General features: G+C 54.1%; 14 protein-coding genes and 2 pseudogenes. 7 read left to right on the forward strand and 9 right to left on the reverse strand.

Annotated features, from left to right (window positions below):
- Positions 1 to 105: pseudogene (locus ABJD00_RS13385) on the reverse strand (IS6 family transposase); the annotation flags it as partial.
- 188 nt (positions 106 to 293) lie between these two features.
- Here ABJD00_RS13385 and ABJD00_RS13390 point away from each other — a divergent pair.
- The 3 genes from ABJD00_RS13390 to ABJD00_RS13400 are packed head-to-tail and all read left to right on the forward strand — an operon-like array spanning position 294 to position 1,538.
- Positions 294 to 689 carry a VOC family protein gene (locus ABJD00_RS13390; protein WP_413848822.1) on the forward strand — a complete coding sequence of 132 codons (396 nt, stop codon included), beginning with the start codon at positions 294 to 296 and terminating at the stop codon, positions 687 to 689.
- Positions 686 to 1,141 carry a muconolactone Delta-isomerase gene (locus tag ABJD00_RS13395; protein WP_413848824.1) on the forward strand — a complete coding sequence of 152 codons (456 nt, stop codon included), beginning with the start codon at positions 686 to 688 and terminating at the stop codon, positions 1,139 to 1,141. Before ABJD00_RS13390 ends, ABJD00_RS13395 begins: the two co-directional genes overlap by 4 nt.
- Positions 1,142 to 1,163: 22 nt before the next feature.
- Entirely contained in the window at positions 1,164 to 1,538 is a 375-nt protein-coding gene (locus ABJD00_RS13400; RefSeq protein ID WP_413848826.1) for a ribbon-helix-helix domain-containing protein, read from the forward strand.
- 310 nt (positions 1,539 to 1,848) lie between these two features.
- On the opposite strand, the gene ABJD00_RS13405 is transcribed toward ABJD00_RS13400, so the two are convergent.
- The 4 genes from ABJD00_RS13405 to ABJD00_RS13420 are packed head-to-tail and all read right to left on the reverse strand — an operon-like array spanning position 1,849 to position 5,809.
- Positions 1,849 to 3,408: an ABC transporter permease gene (locus ABJD00_RS13405; RefSeq protein ID WP_413848828.1), complete on the reverse strand. Its 1,560-nt coding sequence runs from the start codon at positions 3,406 to 3,408 to the stop codon at positions 1,849 to 1,851.
- Complete coding sequence (locus ABJD00_RS13410; RefSeq protein WP_413848830.1) at positions 3,401 to 4,168, reverse strand: ABC transporter ATP-binding protein; 768 nt, start codon at positions 4,166 to 4,168, stop codon at positions 3,401 to 3,403. Before ABJD00_RS13410 ends, ABJD00_RS13405 begins: the two co-directional genes overlap by 8 nt.
- Positions 4,168 to 5,139, reverse strand: a complete 972-nt coding sequence (locus ABJD00_RS13415; protein WP_413848832.1) for an ABC transporter substrate-binding protein — start codon at positions 5,137 to 5,139, stop codon at positions 4,168 to 4,170. Before ABJD00_RS13415 ends, ABJD00_RS13410 begins: the two co-directional genes overlap by 1 nt.
- 25 nt (positions 5,140 to 5,164) lie before the next feature.
- The gene (locus ABJD00_RS13420; protein WP_413848847.1) at positions 5,165 to 5,809 is read right to left on the reverse strand and encodes a 5-formyltetrahydrofolate cyclo-ligase; all 645 of its coding nucleotides are present in this window, start codon (positions 5,807 to 5,809) and stop codon (positions 5,165 to 5,167) included.
- A 187-nt stretch (positions 5,810 to 5,996) separates the two neighbouring features.
- Here ABJD00_RS13420 and ABJD00_RS13425 point away from each other — a divergent pair, with 187 nt between their 5' ends.
- Complete coding sequence (locus ABJD00_RS13425) at positions 5,997 to 6,845, forward strand: MurR/RpiR family transcriptional regulator (protein WP_093975729.1); 849 nt, start codon at positions 5,997 to 5,999, stop codon at positions 6,843 to 6,845.
- Between the two features lie 552 nt (positions 6,846 to 7,397).
- On the opposite strand, the gene ABJD00_RS13430 is transcribed toward ABJD00_RS13425, so the two are convergent.
- Complete coding sequence (locus tag ABJD00_RS13430; protein ID WP_413848835.1) at positions 7,398 to 8,738, reverse strand: amidase family protein; 1,341 nt, start codon at positions 8,736 to 8,738, stop codon at positions 7,398 to 7,400.
- A gap of 888 nt (positions 8,739 to 9,626) precedes the next feature.
- Here ABJD00_RS13430 and ABJD00_RS13435 point away from each other — a divergent pair.
- A complete protein-coding gene (locus tag ABJD00_RS13435) occupies positions 9,627 to 11,204 on the forward strand; it encodes an oleate hydratase (protein WP_413848837.1) in 1,578 nt (525 codons plus the stop codon).
- A gap of 463 nt (positions 11,205 to 11,667) precedes the next feature.
- Here the strand turns inward: ABJD00_RS13435 and ABJD00_RS13440 are convergent, their stop codons facing one another.
- Positions 11,668 to 12,075: a hypothetical protein gene (locus tag ABJD00_RS13440; RefSeq protein WP_413848839.1), complete on the reverse strand. Its 408-nt coding sequence runs from the start codon at positions 12,073 to 12,075 to the stop codon at positions 11,668 to 11,670.
- 3 nt (positions 12,076 to 12,078) lie between these two features.
- Positions 12,079 to 13,179, reverse strand: a complete 1,101-nt coding sequence (locus ABJD00_RS13445; RefSeq protein ID WP_413848841.1) for a peptidoglycan-binding domain-containing protein — start codon at positions 13,177 to 13,179, stop codon at positions 12,079 to 12,081.
- 286 nt (positions 13,180 to 13,465) lie between these two features.
- Between ABJD00_RS13445 and ABJD00_RS13450 the strand changes: the two genes are divergently transcribed.
- Positions 13,466 to 13,780 (forward strand): DUF3775 domain-containing protein, encoded by a 315-nt coding sequence (locus ABJD00_RS13450; RefSeq protein WP_413848843.1) that lies wholly within the window; start codon positions 13,466 to 13,468, stop codon positions 13,778 to 13,780.
- Between the two features lie 186 nt (positions 13,781 to 13,966).
- Complete coding sequence (locus tag ABJD00_RS13455) at positions 13,967 to 14,770, forward strand: class I SAM-dependent methyltransferase (protein WP_413848845.1); 804 nt, start codon at positions 13,967 to 13,969, stop codon at positions 14,768 to 14,770.
- A gap of 628 nt (positions 14,771 to 15,398) precedes the next feature.
- On the opposite strand, the pseudogene ABJD00_RS13460 reads toward ABJD00_RS13455, so the two are convergent.
- Positions 15,399 to 15,576, reverse strand: a pseudogene (locus ABJD00_RS13460) (IS6 family transposase); the annotation flags it as partial.

Below are 15,576 nucleotides of genomic sequence, written 5' to 3' on the forward strand. Positions count from 1 at the left end.
TTCCACATTGCGGAGCGATAATGGAAACCGCACGTACAGCATCACTGCCAGGCGGATTATCTCACGGTTCGTTTTAAAGTAGCGAAATGGATCAGGTTTGGTCATGCCTGAACGCTACAAATCCGCCCTGCCCGCCTCAACCCGGTTTCCTCTGACAGAACCATCGATGGCCAGTCAGGGCATTGCGCCTATTTTGAATGCGTAGAGCAAATTCTTAGAAAATTCCTATGTAGTAGCGGCATAATACCACCCTCTCCCTGATCGCTGATAGGCATATTGCAGGGAGGGAAATCATGACAAAACTCGTTCACAGTATGATCAGAGTTCTGGACGAAGAGGTGTCGGTGCGATTCTATCGAGACACGTTCGGATTAGAGGTCGTCGACCGGCTGGACTTTGAGAGCTTCACGCTCATCTACATGGCCCTGCCGACGTCCAGCTTTGAGCTTGAGCTTACCATCAACAAGGGTCGCAAAACGCCATATGATCTGGGAGACGGCTATGGCCATCTTGCGGTCGTCGTGGGCGATCTCGAAGCGGCGCATGCTACGGCCACAAAGGCCAATTCCGAACCCGGCGACATCGTAGATTTCCGCCCAGACGGACAGCGCGTGGCGAAGTTCTTCTTCATCAAAGACCCTGACGGCTACCAAATCGAGGTCATCGAAAAGGGTGGGCGCTTCGCATGAATACTCGCAACCAAAATGATCATCTCAATCCGTCACGTCGGAACTTCATCAAAGGCGGCGCTATCGCAGGCGGCATTATCATTAACCTAAGCTGGCCTTCAATCCTGGCCGCACAAACGACTGAGGGGAAGACATCCATGTTGTTCCATCTAGATTTCCATGTCGAGTATTCGGCGGAAATGACGCAAAATGATCTGTTCGCAATCTGGGCAGAAGAGGCTGGCGCCGCATTAGGGGCAAAAGAGGCTGGCCTCGTAGTAGACCTTTGGAAAGCGGTTGGCGAGCGTCGCGTGATCGTTATCGTGAATGTTGAGAGCGTGGAAGTACTGGACCAAATCTTACTTGACTTGCCTATCATGCAGAAGATGGGACAGCATGTGCAAGTCGATGTGACCGCTCTACGCACTTATGAAGGCTTTGCGGCGGACGTGAAGGAACGCGTCGGTCGCTGATCTGAGAGAAGGAGACGTTCAGATGTGTCAATTGTTCATAGATGCAGACCCGGCGCTTTGGACGTCTCACACCCGATCCTTCCGCATGGATGGGATGGTTACAAGCGTGCGGCTGGAAGAGATGTTCTGGCGCACGCTCGAAACAATCGGGCAACGGGATGATTTGACCGTCCCTCAGCTACTGCATCGGCTCTACAACGAAAGTCTTGATGCTGGTCACGACGTGGGAAACTTCACGTCGTTTCTGCGCGTCTGTTGTTTGCGGTTTATTGATCTACAAATGCGTGGGCTAATCCCGGAAGAAAAACGCGTGAAGATATCTCAGTTGCCTGCGAGCGACATTCTGACACTTGAGGCGATCGAGCGGTCGAAAGCCGAACCCGGATTGATTAAATAGTGGCGCCGAGGCACCGACTAGGTTTTTGGTCACGCTCAATCCATACTGGCAAATTTATTGGAAGTTTCGGAGATGGCGGACGTTTGTGCATCGCACAGCAATCGGTAAACAAGGATTCGAAGCCGCCGTTCGTCGCAACTCGCGCCGAGGTCTGCTTAGCGGACGAAGCGGGCTTTCGCTGCAGGTGCAGCCAATGGCCGCTTCTTGAAAGAGTTTCTTCTGATCAATCCAAATGTACGTACGTTGTTTCCGCAATTGTGAGTGAAGTAAAAAGCGGCGTTCCTTCGACCAAGGCGGCGGCTCAATAACTTCACTCTGCGGTTTGCATGCCTAAGCTTCGCAACACTTTTCGTTCGATCGCCACAACAAGCTGGTACAAGACGACTGATAAGAGGACTGAGACAAATGCAACAGTCCAGATCATACCAAAGTCGAGGTAGCCTCGCGATTGATTCAGCAAATTCCCCAGGCCACGACCGGTTGCTAACCACTCAGCAATCATCACACCCAGCAACGCCCTTGGGACAGTAAGACGCGTCGCTGCAAACAGATATGGTAGAGATGCAGGGATCGTAACTATCCGCATTTCTTGCCAAGCAGATGCGCCATAGGCGCGCGGTAAATCTTGTGCGCTGCGCGGAACCAATGCGATCCCTTGCGCCAATGTGACGAAAGCAGGAAAGAACGTCACAGAGATCGTCACCCAAAGCGTCAAGGACGTGCCGCGTCCGAATATAAGCACCAAGAGCGGGGTTAGAGCCACCAGAGGCATGGTTTGCGTGACAAGGGCCACAGGCATGAAGGCGCGAATGGCGTTTGGGAACAGCCGTGTCGAGATTGCCAACAGAAAAGCAAAGCCAATGCCGGCCGCCATGCCCGCAAAAGTGATGGGGAGTGTTTCTGACAATGCCTGCAAGAGCTTTTCTTGTGCAACAGGGGCAGTCTTTGCGAAAAACAAATAATCTATCACCCCAAAAGGTGTTTTCGCGATCATCGCAGGTACGCCGGTTAACACTATGAAGGCCCACCACAAAAGGAATGGCAGTGAGACAATGCCCATGAGCATCAGCACACGCTTAAACGGTGATGCAGAGACTGCATCGCCAAGCGGAGTGGCGGTATTCAAAGTGACAGCGCGCGTAGCCCCAAGTAAGCGCCGAGAAATTAATGCAAAGAACAAGTAACCCAATCCTGCAATAGCGGTCGCGATCAGGCCAATGCCCCAAAGCCTGTCTGGTTCCCCTCGACCAAGCGATCCGAGTAGGTAGGTTCCAAGCCCCCAGCGGCCGCCGCCGCCAAACTCAGCCAAAATTGCTCCCAACACGGCGTTAGGAGCAGCAATCTGGAAACCCGTAGTGATGGTGGGCAAGGCGCTGCGCAATTGAACCAGCCAAAGAATACGCCAACGGCTACCACCATACGCTTTCACGAGGTCACTTGCCCTATTGTCCGACTGGCTTATCCCGATGACAGTCGCTGTCATGGTTACAAAATAGACGGCCAAAGCTGCGAGGACGATGCGAGGTGCCATGTCCGATAAGGTCAGCACAAGGATCGGAGCAATCGCGATGGGCGGCAGTGCAAAGACAGCGATATTCACGCCGCGAAAGAGGCGCAACAATGTCGGCGACATCGCGAAAGCCACACCGGCTATCAACGCAATTGCATTGCCAATGAGAAAACCGACGCCCGAGGCATAGAGTGTCGCCCAGATATGGCGCGGATAATCTGCGCGATCTTCCCATAGCCGGATCAAGATTTCTGAAAACCCTGGCAGCGCACCACTGGCGACCAGATCCATGCGGCCCGCAATTTCCCAGATTAGAAGTAAGATCGCAAAATTGCGCAGGCCTGTTGGCACCCTAGCCATGCAGCACCGAAGCGACACGATCTGTCAAAGCATGGAACGCGGGATCTGAGAATAAGTCTGGATGACGAGGGCGCGCGAAAGGCACATCGATAATTTCGACGATCCGACCGGGGTTCGCGTGCATCACGGCAACGCGGTCGGCAAGAAAAATAGCTTCGTCAATTCCGTGCGTGACAAGCAATGCCGTTGAGCCTGTCCTCTGCCAGACACGTTGTAATTCGACGTTCATCTGACGTCGCAGTATTTGATCCAAGGCGCCAAACGGTTCGTCCATGAACAAGACGGTGGGTTCGGTGACCAGCGCGCGGGCGATTGCAACACGCTGACGCATACCACCTGATAACTCTCCGGGGAGTGAGTTCTCGAACCCCTTCAAGCCAACAAGTTCAATCATAGCCTGCACTTGGACGGCATGCGATTTCCGGCTTAGGCCAATGACCTCAAGCGGCACCTCAACATTGCGACGCACGCTGCGCCATGGCAGCAATGCAGAATCTTGAAATGCTACACCTGTCTTGCCAGATTTTGCTGCAACGGTTGGGTCTTCACCGTTAATCAAAACCTCGCCGGCATCAGCCGTCTCAAGTCCCAAAGCGATGCGCAGAGCAGTGGATTTGCCGCAACCCGAGGGACCAATCACAGCAGTAAAGGACGCAGATGGACATTTAAGTGCTACATCCCGCAGCGCCTCAACCGTCTTTCCACGTCCTTCAAAGGTCTTATAGACCCCGGAAAGGGAAATCCCGTCCGGGGTCGGCATCAGATTTCTTCTAGCAAAGTTGTGTCGAACATATCGCGCGATCCATTGATGCCGACTTCGGCCAATGCGCTGAGGTTTGCGGCGATGCCTTCTTCGGTCATCGCAAATATGCCCGCTGGGTTTTCCATCAATGGTTTTTGCGCTTCATTGAAGAAGATTTCGTTGTCGATGGTGCGGCCGGTGCCTGCGAAATGGGTATCTGCCCATTTTGGGGGCCAAACTGTGGTATCAACATTGTTCTCGATCCATCCCTTGCGGCTGGCACGCAACCACGCCACCAACTCGGCGCGTTTGGTATTCAGAACCTCTTCGGTCACCACAACGGTGTCATTGTAGGTCGTGTAGCCGAAATCATAGAGCAGGAATGACGTGGCCTCGACCCCTTGCAGGCTAATTGTGTAAGGCACGTTCGTTGTGAAATCGAGGCTTGCGTCTATTTCACCCTTGATCAGCGGTGTTGGATCGTAAGCGTATGGCACGATGTTAACGTCAGCCGGGTCAATGTTGTTCAGCTTAAGCATGGCCTCGACAGAAATCACATTAACAGGCGGCACGGCAAGAGTTTTGCCGACCAGATCGGCGGGCGAATTGATGCCGCTGCCAACCAGCGACACGATTCCGATGGGGTTCTTTTGGTACTGTGCGCCGATGATCTTGAACGGCGCGCCCTGATCAACAATCGCCTTGATCGTGGTATCAGGAGTCGTCAGTGCCAGATCAGCCCGGCCAGCGATGATGGTGCTCTCGGGGATCACGTCGGGTCCGCCAGACAGATACGTATGGTCCAGCCCTTCGTCCGTGTAATAACCCTTGTCCATCGCTAGAAAGTAACCCGCAAATTCGGCGTCGTTGATCCATGCCGCTTGCATGGTCATTGGCGTTGCAGCCATCGCCCGCATTGGTAGGGAAGATGCGGCGGCAGCGGCACCAGCTGTGCCTAAAAAGTGGCGGCGGTTTAATCTTAAGGTCATGTCATTTGTCTCCTGTTGGATGGGTTCAGGCTAAGCCTTGGATGCGTTGCAGTTCTTGCAGCGGCGGTGTTTCAGCAATTTGTTTGGGGTCTAGCAGCGGCCATTTCACGCCGCTCGGGCGTTTGGCGCGGCGTTCAACCGTGTACAGCTCTGACGGGGTCGCAATTTTGTCGACCAGAATGTCCGTCTCGGATGGCTGAAGTTGATCTTCGACGAGCTGCACATCATGGACAACCGCCAGCACCGGTGTTGTCTCATCGACCAAGCCAAGGTCTGTAAACATGCCCCATTCCAGATCAAAAAAACCATGACCTTTGCCAAATCGAACGCCATTCTTTGAAACAGCGGAGGCACCGGTCACCATCAGATCAAAGCGCCCACGCTTCGCGATCTCTTCCAATGTAATCGGTGCGCCGAAGTGCTCCATCCCGTCCAGCCAGGACGCGTACAGTGCGGCACCTTCCGGAACATTTTCTGGTTCGAGCAAAACAAAACCGCGGTAGATGCCATACGTTGACATGACGAAGGGTTTGCCATCTTCGATCATTCGGCGACGCAAATCAGCCAGGCAGTTATCTGGTGTGATAAACGCGAACGTAGAGTCAGTATAGGCGTCTTCGGCAACCAAGAGGTCGGTGGCCTTTTCTGATCCTTCAAAGTCCGGGATCACTTCGGCAAAATTCAGATGAAACCGCGTATCCGGCTTTGCAACACCATGCAGTTTTGTCCAAATCCGCTCTCGGACGACCTTTGAAGTAGACATTGCGATTCCCTTGCGTTTCACTGTTTCATAGTAGTGAAACTTTCGTTTCATAGGTCAAGTTGAATCTGTATGCGACACGGGATATTCCACTTTCATGGCTTCACGACTCATCCTTCGGATACACGAAAAGCATGCACGCCTGACAAGCAGTGAGCAGAAGATTGCCAATGTATTGGTGGAGAATCAGGGCCTTATAGAAACCCACACCGCGACAGAGCTTGCGAATATGGCGGGCGTGTCCAAAGCGACCACTGCCCGATTTTTCCGCAGTTTGGGATATGTCGATTTTGAAGAAGTTCGCCTGCAGGCCCGGGAAGAACGCGACCGAACCCAGCCTTATTCCCAAAAAGAGCAAGCACCAGACCAAGTCATTCTGGGTCGATCAATCGTCGACCATCTTGATTTGGAGCTGCGCAATTTGACCCGAACCTTCGAAGAGCTGCGCTCGGACCGTCTGCCAGAGGTTGCCGAAATCCTCTCAACCGCGCCACGTGTATGGTTCTTGGGATTTGGTGCTGAAGATGGTGTCGCACGCATTGGGAAAACCCTCTTCTCGCGACTGCGCCATGATGTTCATTATATTGATGGTGCGGGTCAGGATTGGGCCAGCGACTTGGCAATGATGGGCCCGCGTGATGCACTTGTCCTCGTCACGTTAGAGACGCGTCCAAAGCTTTTGCGCTCTCTTTTGGCCTATGCGCGAACATCGCGACTTCGGATCATAACAATCACTGACCATCGTTATCAGGCCCAAGCAGAGCGCTTCTCTGAAACTGTCCTGCCATGCCACGTTGCGAGTTATGGTATGCTGAATACCCATGCGACTGTCGTGTCAATGTTGCGGCTGCTTGCTATAGCATATGTAGGAAAGAACGCTGTCGCCGTTAAACAACGGGCCGATACGCTTGACGCAATTGTTGAGGAACTTGATCTCCTGGAGTGAGCTGGCCACTTTGCCCCGAAGGCAAATAGAACCACAATCCCACACTCCATGTTCCCGAAACCAGACCTTCGTCGCGTTGCGACAGGTCCGTAGTTTGGGCTCGCAGCAGACTTGCGCTGCGCGATAGTTGAGCGTCCGCACTGGGCTCAGAGCGGACTTGCGGCGGTGCAGCGGGGTAAGCTTGGACCGCGCTCCGTAAGCAGCCATTCCCTAAACATAGGAAGTTTAACGCTTTCAGCGGGGTGACCCGATGCTCGGGCATTCGGCTGTTCGGAGCGGTCGTTGGACTACAGGGTCCGGAATGACCGCACTGAGCCCTTCTCGGACCTTGGTGTCGGGCGCATCATTCGACGTGATGGGCGAAGAGCGGTCGTTCGCTCGTCTTGCGAACTAACCAAGCCGCGAAGGCATAGCCACGACAGTTGAATTGTTTGCGGTCGACTTCTGTCAAATGTATGAGACCGGCTTGCCCGATCGGACTAGCCGGTTCCCGTCCACTGCCGTGAGATGATACATCCGAACAGTCGCCAAGGGCGGGATTAGCGCCCGCCTTCACAGCATGGCGATTGAATTTGACGCCCATTTGTCCTTCCAGGGACGCGCAGCTTCGAGTTCGTAGGCGAGTTCGAGCAGCATGGGCTCTTGGCCATATTTCGCCGCAAAATGGCTTCCAATTGGCAGGCCTGTGGCACTCGTATGGAGCGGTACCGACATCGCTGGCAGTCCGAACACGTTCATGGGTGAAGTGAAGCCCAAGTAGTCGAACACGCGTCGGCTTACCACAGAGAATTCCTCATCTTCGTTGAACAGCAAACCGAGCCGCGGAGCTGGCGCATACATGACCGGTGACAAGACCAAGTCGAAGGGTGTCATCCACGTGTTAAACCTTTGCTCCAAGCCAACGAGATACGCCTCCGCAGCATTGATATCATCTGTAGTTTGCCCTTCCGCCTGATTCCCGAACTTGATGGTGAAGTCGTTCATCAGACCGCTTTCCGCTATGGGCTGGCCGGTAGCAGCTTCGATCGCCTTTCGCGCGTTCAAAATTCCCCCCGCATACAGCGCAATATAGTTCTTCTCGTACTCGTCCCGGTCGATGATCTGCTTAGTCTCGACCACCTCATGGCCCAAAATTTGGCAAAGGCGTGCCGTATCCTCAATTGCGTTCTTGACCTCTGGTTGAGTGGCCGAGGTGTAGCCGTCCAATTGGAGTCCGATTTTCAGGCGGCGTTTGCCGGGCCGTTGGACAAACCCCATCCGTTGCAATGCAATGTCAGGCGATTGGTTCTGCGTAATCGCAAGACTGAGAGCACTATCGCGAACCGTGCGCGACAGCACATGATCGAAGGCAAAGCGCGGAGTGCTATGGGCCTGCAACACTCGGTCCCGGCCCGGCTTCAATCCGAAAACACCGCAGTGCGACGCCGGAATGCGTATCGATCCAGCGCCATCCGTCCCGTGAGCCAACGGCATATAGCCCGCGGCGACAGCTGCCGCGGCGCCGCCGCTTGACCCTCCGGTGGAGTAGTCCAAATTCCAGGGGTTCTTGGTGTCCCCATAGACCCCTCCTTCGGCGGAGCTGATCAGGCTCATCTCCGGCGTGTTTGTTATGCCCAGAGAGATCAGTCCCGCTGCTTCATAGAGCCTAACAAGGCCATCAGATTGAGTCGGCACCTTTTTGGCGAAGAACTTGTTTCCTTTGGCATTCGGTAATCCAGCGACCCTGGCTGTGTCCTTAATGGCAAAAGGGACACCGACGAATGGGCCTTGAAGTCTGATCGAGCTGGCACGGTCAAGTGCGCGTTCGAAGTCATGAACTGGGATGGCATTGATTTTACCATCTAAAGACTCAATGGCCCTGATCGATGCTTCTATCAATTCTTTTGGCGACACCTGACCCGAGCGTACCAGCCCCGCGAGGCCAATCCCGTCGTAGTTCATGAGAAAATCGATGCCTTTCGGAGGTGCAGCATGGCTCAAAGTAGGGATGGAAGCTGCGATGGCACTTGAAGCGGCAGCTTTTGTGAATTGACGTCGGTTTATCATGATCAGGTCTTCTTATTCGACAAAATGCGGTTGAACGGTTGGATCAGTCAGGAACTGCGCTGATCTTTCACGTGTTGGTAGCCAATGACAAGTATGGGTTTGATGACGAAGCCGGGCGCCACGATGTCTCGACTAATCTGGTGCCTGCCAGTGTCGCAGTCGCTGTTTGTGAACATCTCAGTCAATTTTACCGGCTCGAAGGCCGCATTGACCCTATGTTTCGATGCTTGGAACTTCGCCTATTTGATCACTGCGTCATTCACGAGTCTCGACGATGCTGCGTTAGCGAGGCGCGAAAAACGAATGACGGCAAAGTCCGCAACTCGGTCATAGACCTTTCAGACTTCGCTGCGCCCACCATGAACGACCGCTTTTCCTTCTGCGGTGCGGCTTATGGATCTGGCGATTAGTTTGCTGCGCCTGCGAGGTTCAGAGATGGAGAACTTCCGCTTTGGGCTCATAGCGGACATTCGCAGAATTTGGCTAAGCGACTGCTCTGCGGGACGAAGCGGACGCTTGATTGATCTTATTCAAGTTCTGCTTTCGACCCATCCTGCCATTTAACCAACACCCCCCCGGCGACGATCTGGTCTTCAGGAAGCTGCAATTGGCTCGAAGCGCATAAGTCCTTCAACCTAACAGTCGGAATTCCGACGCCGGATTGACCAGTGTCAACGCGATGCCCTTCGCACAGAGCTAACTTAGGCAGGCTCCAGATCGAAAGGGATATAGCCAATGCCAGAAACAACGACTCGTGCGCAACACCACATCGTCGGGGGTGGCATCGCCGGACTGGCAACGGCGGTGTACCTGATCCGCGACGCGGGGGTCGGAGGCGAGAATATCCACATCTATGAGCAGCTTGGGGTTGTTGGTGGATCGCTGGACGGGTCGGGCGACGCCGGGTCCGGATACATGATCCGCGGCGGCCGCATGTTCGAGGAACACTTTGCCTGCACCTTTGATCTTCTGGATACGATCCCATCGGCGAATGATCCGGGCGTCAGTGTCACGGAGGATATCATGGCCTTCAATCGCATGGTGCCCGGATCGTCCAACTGTCGCCTCGTTCGGGACGGCCGACCGGACTATAACCGCTATGACCTCACACTGACTGCGCATGATATTGTCGATATCAACCGTCTGATACTCAAGTCCGAAGGAAACCTCGCCAGGCAGAGCATCGAAGATTGGTTCAAGCCTTCCTTCTTCGAGAGCAATTTTTGGCTGATGTGGGCCACCATGTTTTCATTCCAGCCGTGGCATGCATTGATCGAAATGCGGCGTTACCTCCGTCGTTTCATCCATCTCTTCCCCGGTTTCACGCGTATCGCGGGCATCCTGCGCACGCGGTATAACCAGTATGATTCCGTGATCGCCCCTGTCGTCAAATGGCTGCGGGATCGGGACGTTAGAATCGCCATAGGCACACAGGTTACCGATGTCAAAATTGATGGCACGCGGAAGGACCGCCGTGTCACCTCCATCGCTTTGGCCGATGAAAGCGATGTGCAGGTCGGTGAAGGTGACCGTGTTTACCTCACTTTGGGATCGATGACGGACGGAACCACCCAAGGCTCGAACGACCGCCCACCGGACCTGTATGACAAAGAAGGGGGCGCCTGGACACTTTGGCGCAAGCTGGCGGCACAAAACGAAGGATTTGGTCGCCCAGAGGTGTTCTGCGGCGACACGCACAAGACCGCATGGCATTCGTTCACAGTAACAATGGATGGCCCCGACTTTTTCGAATTAATGGAGGATTTCACGAACAACCGGACAGGCACCGGAGGACTTGTCACGTTTGCTGGTTCAGGTTGGACGCTGTCTGTCGTACTGTTCCACCAGCCGCATTTCCGGGGCCAGAAAAACGGCACCTATACCTTCTGGGGTTACGGTTTGAGTGGTGACAGGCCAGGCGACTTCGTCAAGAAACCAATGTGGGAGGCGACGGGCAACGAGATCATAACAGAGCTTTGCGGGCATCTGAAACTCGCCAAGGCGCAGGCGGTATGGTTCAAAGACGCGCGGGTTCTGCCATGCCGAATGCCTTACATTACCAGCCAATTCATGCCGCGGCAGCCGGGCGACCGCCCCGATATACGCCCCAACGGCGCACGGAACTTTGCAGTGATCGGCCAATTCTGTGAACAGCCACGCGATTGCGTTTTTACGGTAGAATACTCGATACGCTCGGCGCGCACCGCCGTGGCGGAGCTGACCGGCCGTGTCAGTCCACCGCCGCCCGTAGCACGCACCGACCTTGATCCGAAGGTTCTAATACGGGCAGCCCGTGTACTGATGGGTGCGTGACCATAGCGTTTGCACACGAATACATGTTGGGCCTGCATCCGGCGCCCTTTTAGCTTGGTCCTACTCTGTCCGGCATGGACGTCCGCTTCCCTGCCAACAACAGTCATCTGAGCACGATGCAGCATCGGCCAAGTTTGGGCTCGGAGCAGACGTTCGCTGCAGCATCCACCCATGATCGCTTTGCGGGCGAAGCCGCCGCTCGCCGTGTAGCCCACCAATGATCGCTCAGCCGCGTCGACATTATGTTGTCAAATGGTCGGAGCATCCTATGCAAAGGGTCGACGGCGTTGACTGCTGTTGTCAGCCTTGTGCGGGACCCGACAGCTTGATCCCGGTGCCAAGCAAGCCTCGCGTCAGTTCAACAGGTCGGCTTAGACGGCCGGTCAATTTGATAACGGACTTCCAACCGCATTCTGCCAAGGTTGGCGCGGAGATTGCCGCAATAGGGGCAAAATGGCGAGTCTCAGGCTGCCTCTTTCACTGCATTCTTGGCGGCTTTTGCTGCTTCGGCCGCGATTTTCTTATCGCGCCCGCCGGACGTTACGGTCTCTGAAACTTTCTTTTGCAGCGCTTGAGGAGACATGGGACCTTTCCAGTTATCGTAAACAACATCAAGTACGTTATCGAGCTGTTTGGCGATCTGATCATTGATGGTTTTTTCTATCAGCGCCTGCGCCCGGTTGTTGATGCTGCCGATGTGGATGGTTTTCCCTTTGGCCTGCCTGGACAGCTCTTTCAGAACCAGATCCCAAATGCGTTTTTTGTCTGCAGGCGCCAGTGATCCTGACGCGTTTTTGGCAAACTTTTCGATGACTTTACCCACCGGGCCCAATGCCGCACCACTTATGAAGTTATTGGCGAGGTTACCCATGAATTAGTCCATGGTGAGCTTTGGATCTCCTTTAATGGCCTTGGCAGTGTCTTTGACCGCACCTTCGAGCGTTTTCTTTCCACCTTCTGTCACAAGGTACAACGTGGCCTTCTTGATAGTGGTGCTGGAAAGCAATTTGAAACCGGTCTGCTTAGCGAGTTGCGGCATGACTTTGGTGGTCATGGCCTCGAGCACGTGTTTCCCACCGGACCCCCCCTTGGCAAAAACACCCAGAACACCGCCAACGCCCGCGTCGATAAGCGTGCGCTTGATCGCGCCGCCCGGTGTCCAATTGGCTTTGCCAGCGGACCAATTGCCAATCTCGCTTGCCGCACTTTGTGTGGCTGAAACGGCAGCACCGCCGACCACCGCCGAAGCAACAACCCCCGTTCCAAGTGCAGCACCCGCAACCGGGGCGGCAAACACACCGACAAAGGTAAATGACGCTGTTTTGGTGAAGGTCAGCGTTGTGACCCAATTGCCACCCCCATCGATCATGGCGGCACGATAGGCGCCCATCTTGGCGCCGGCGTCGTTGATGATTTTCTCAGCCCGGGGGGCGATCTTGTGGAACTTTTGCAAATCGCCGGAATTCACGGCAGCCGCACAGGCCTCGTATTGCTTGCGTGCGTTTTTGATCATGGATTTGGGCGGCAGGTCGACCCGGCGCGTTGTTTCGATACAAAAACTGACGAACCACTGATCTTTGTTTAGGTCATTCATATGCTCCCATTCGGATTCAGTCGCAACCACGACTGACCGCATCTGCGCCAGCGGGCCCGATTTTAGGCCCCGGATCAACTTTTTCTTTTCATTATTGTATTGCCGCTCTGTCACACCGACTGTCGCGCCGCCCGCCGGATAGAATTTTTGCGGCTGTTCCTTTTCTACCTTTCCCGTTTTCATCGCGCGGGAAATCAGGGCTGCGGTTTGGGCATCGATCACACCTGTCTGCTTGACCCCGCCCATACCCTGAAGCAGTTTGATCGCTGCCTCGGTTTTTTTCCCGACAATGCCGTCCACATCCAGCGGAGGTTTCGGCTTGGCCACCTGATTAAGCATCTGCTGCAGTTTTTTCGCCTTAGCGGCGGGCATCGCGGGCATGAAGAACACTCCTGTGCTAGAAAATATCCGTCAGAAAAGACATGTGCAAATTATGTAAAATATTCCGTCCATAGACACTTTCTGTCAAGCGGGCCCACCCGTAAACGCATCGGAGCAAGGTAGCACACGGCAATTCGCCCAACGACCAGCACTGGCCGCCTAACGGACTTTTCTGCCATTCACCAAAGTTGTGGTAGCCTTGTGGTGGCCTGTGGCCCCAAATTCTTTTTTAGTTGCGCGAGGAGGTCACTCCCCCAGAATATGCTCATCAGAAGGATGTTAAAATATGCTTGAAATCGGCATTGGAAAAATTGTTCGTGTCATAATGCTGACGCGCCAATATGGGCCTGACAGCACTAGGCTGTCAGATTACATTTCCGGGTTCAATGATGACGAAAAATCGAACCTTGTAGCAGTTATGTGGGTGGGGCGCGGCAGCTTTGAAGCTGAAGAACTTGAGAAAGCAAAGGACGAGGCCAAAAGAGAGGCGACTGCATCGACAGAACGTTATCTTTCTGGCATTCCAAGTTTGGCTGAGCACCTTGAGAATGGATTGGATGCACTTAGCATTGATGTAACAGATGCAGAAGACCACCCCTGAGAATAAGAGGGAATGCTTGGGTAAAATGAAACCCCAGGCTCTGGACGTATAAATGGCGCAGTCTCGACGGCCGCTTTGGCACAGAGCAGACGCTGGCGAAAAAATGAGGCTCTGATCGACTTACGGGCGGAGCGGTCGATTTGTCTGCGACGCAAACCATGGTATCCTAAATCTTAGAGGTTACTGATGAGCGAAAGTGTGTTCCGAGACCTTCTCGATGCTGGCCGCGGATATGAAAGTATGTCCGTCCCGTCAGTGTTCGCTACATGGACCAAGCATCTCATAAAAGGTGCCGAGGTTCAGCAAGGATCTCAGGTTATGGACATTGCCTGTGGTACGGGCGTCCTTGCTCGCGACGCCTTGGCTGAGGTCGCACCTTCTGGCCGTGTGGTCGGTGTTGATCCGGCACCCGGAATGCTCGCAGCGGCAAGGGAGGTGGAGCCAGCAATTGACTGGATCCAGTGCAGCGCAGAAAACCTCAAGGCGAAAGACGCAGCGTTTGATTGCGTCGTGTGCCAGTTCGGGATGATGTTTTTCTCAGACCGCCCGAAAGCGATCCGCGAAATGCTCCGGGTACTGAAACCAGGTGGAAAGTTGGCGATAGCCGTATGGGATCGCGTGGAGCGCAGTCCGGGCTATGAAAGGGTTATATCTGTATTCCAAAAGGAAGTTGGAACAGCGGCGGCCAACGCTTTAAGTCTGCCCTATAGCCTGGGTGATGAGACGATCGTTACCGCAGAACTGGAGGCGGGTGGCTTTACGAATGTTGAGTTAGAGACGATATGCGAAACAGCACGCTTTCCGAGTTCACGGAAGATGCTTGAGGCTGATCTACGCAGCTGGCTGCCACTTTTTGGCATCAATCTAAGTGAAGCAAAGATCAACAAGGTTTTGGCTGCTTCGGATGCGACGCTTTCGAAATATATTGTTCCTTCAGGAGAGGTTATTTTACCGACATCAGCCCACATTTTCACCGCCAGAAAGCCCTAGTGAGACACCAGGGAACTGGGCGTTTCGGATGAGCTATTGTGATGTCGCCTTTGGGCTCTTTGCCGCCATTCGCGGCGCAACGCACCAACGACCGCTATGCGGACTTAACTGCCGTTCGCCGCATCGTCGACCAATGGCCGAGTTGCGGACGAAGTGTGAATTCGCTTTGTTTGAGCAGAAGGCCGCTTTCATGCGCTTTGCGGACCTTCACCTTGGATTGCACACAAGTTACACACCCGCGACGACAGTGGCCTTGAATCAAACAGACCGTCTGTCCACTCCTCCATCGGCAAACAAGTGACATAAACAAATACTCAGGCCATGTTGTTCAATTGAAGGCAATACTCTGGTTCGATGCAAAACCCGCATTTCTCCTATAAACTCGCTTCGCGACTTCGCCAATTCCTGCCTCGCGCGCTGCATTGACCTTGAAACGTTGAAGTTGCGTGTTCTATTCTTGCCCAACTCCAACCAAATCTGAATAAGAACGCTCACCACGTGTGATTTGCCGTTTCAGGACATTCTTTGCTGATTTGACTTTACCTTCGGACAGAAGCGTCGTGATCGCTTCATGTGGCGCTGTCAGACGGATTCGAACTAGTCTCAGTTTGCCGCTAACAGAGTGAACTTATCCGGAACAAAGTTGCCGCCACTCGATGAGAGCAGCGCTTCGGTTCAGCTTGAAGTTTTGTCGTGAGTAGAGGTGGCGTTCCTGATTGAAGTGGTTGTAGACGGAGGAGTGAACGGAGGCGAATTTCTGCAAACTTCGCATGCGCCGAAAGCGAAGCATCGCTCGCTCTCTTCGT

The sequence above is a fragment of the Tateyamaria sp. genome (genome assembly GCF_039945315.1).
GTDB lineage: Bacteria > Pseudomonadota > Alphaproteobacteria > Rhodobacterales > Rhodobacteraceae > Tateyamaria.

Excerpts from the sequence above, each read along its gene's own strand:
- ABJD00_RS13390 (WP_413848822.1), top strand. The coding sequence starts at position 294 with ATGACAAAACTCGTTCACAGTATGATCAGAGTTCTGGACGAAGAGGTG.
- ABJD00_RS13395 (WP_413848824.1), top strand. The coding sequence starts at position 686 with ATGAATACTCGCAACCAAAATGATCATCTCAATCCGTCACGTCGGAAC.
- ABJD00_RS13400 (WP_413848826.1), top strand. The coding sequence starts at position 1,164 with ATGTGTCAATTGTTCATAGATGCAGACCCGGCGCTTTGGACGTCTCAC.
- ABJD00_RS13405 (WP_413848828.1), bottom strand. The coding sequence starts at position 3,408 with ATGGCTAGGGTGCCAACAGGCCTGCGCAATTTTGCGATCTTACTTCTA.
- ABJD00_RS13410 (WP_413848830.1), bottom strand. The coding sequence starts at position 4,168 with ATGCCGACCCCGGACGGGATTTCCCTTTCCGGGGTCTATAAGACCTTT.
- ABJD00_RS13415 (WP_413848832.1), bottom strand. The coding sequence starts at position 5,139 with ATGACCTTAAGATTAAACCGCCGCCACTTTTTAGGCACAGCTGGTGCC.
- ABJD00_RS13425 (WP_093975729.1), top strand. The coding sequence starts at position 5,997 with ATGGCTTCACGACTCATCCTTCGGATACACGAAAAGCATGCACGCCTG.
- ABJD00_RS13435 (WP_413848837.1), top strand. The coding sequence starts at position 9,627 with ATGCCAGAAACAACGACTCGTGCGCAACACCACATCGTCGGGGGTGGC.
- ABJD00_RS13440 (WP_413848839.1), bottom strand. The coding sequence starts at position 12,075 with ATGGGTAACCTCGCCAATAACTTCATAAGTGGTGCGGCATTGGGCCCG.
- ABJD00_RS13445 (WP_413848841.1), bottom strand. The coding sequence starts at position 13,179 with ATGCCCGCGATGCCCGCCGCTAAGGCGAAAAAACTGCAGCAGATGCTT.
- ABJD00_RS13450 (WP_413848843.1), top strand. The coding sequence starts at position 13,466 with ATGCTTGAAATCGGCATTGGAAAAATTGTTCGTGTCATAATGCTGACG.
- ABJD00_RS13455 (WP_413848845.1), top strand. The coding sequence starts at position 13,967 with ATGAGCGAAAGTGTGTTCCGAGACCTTCTCGATGCTGGCCGCGGATAT.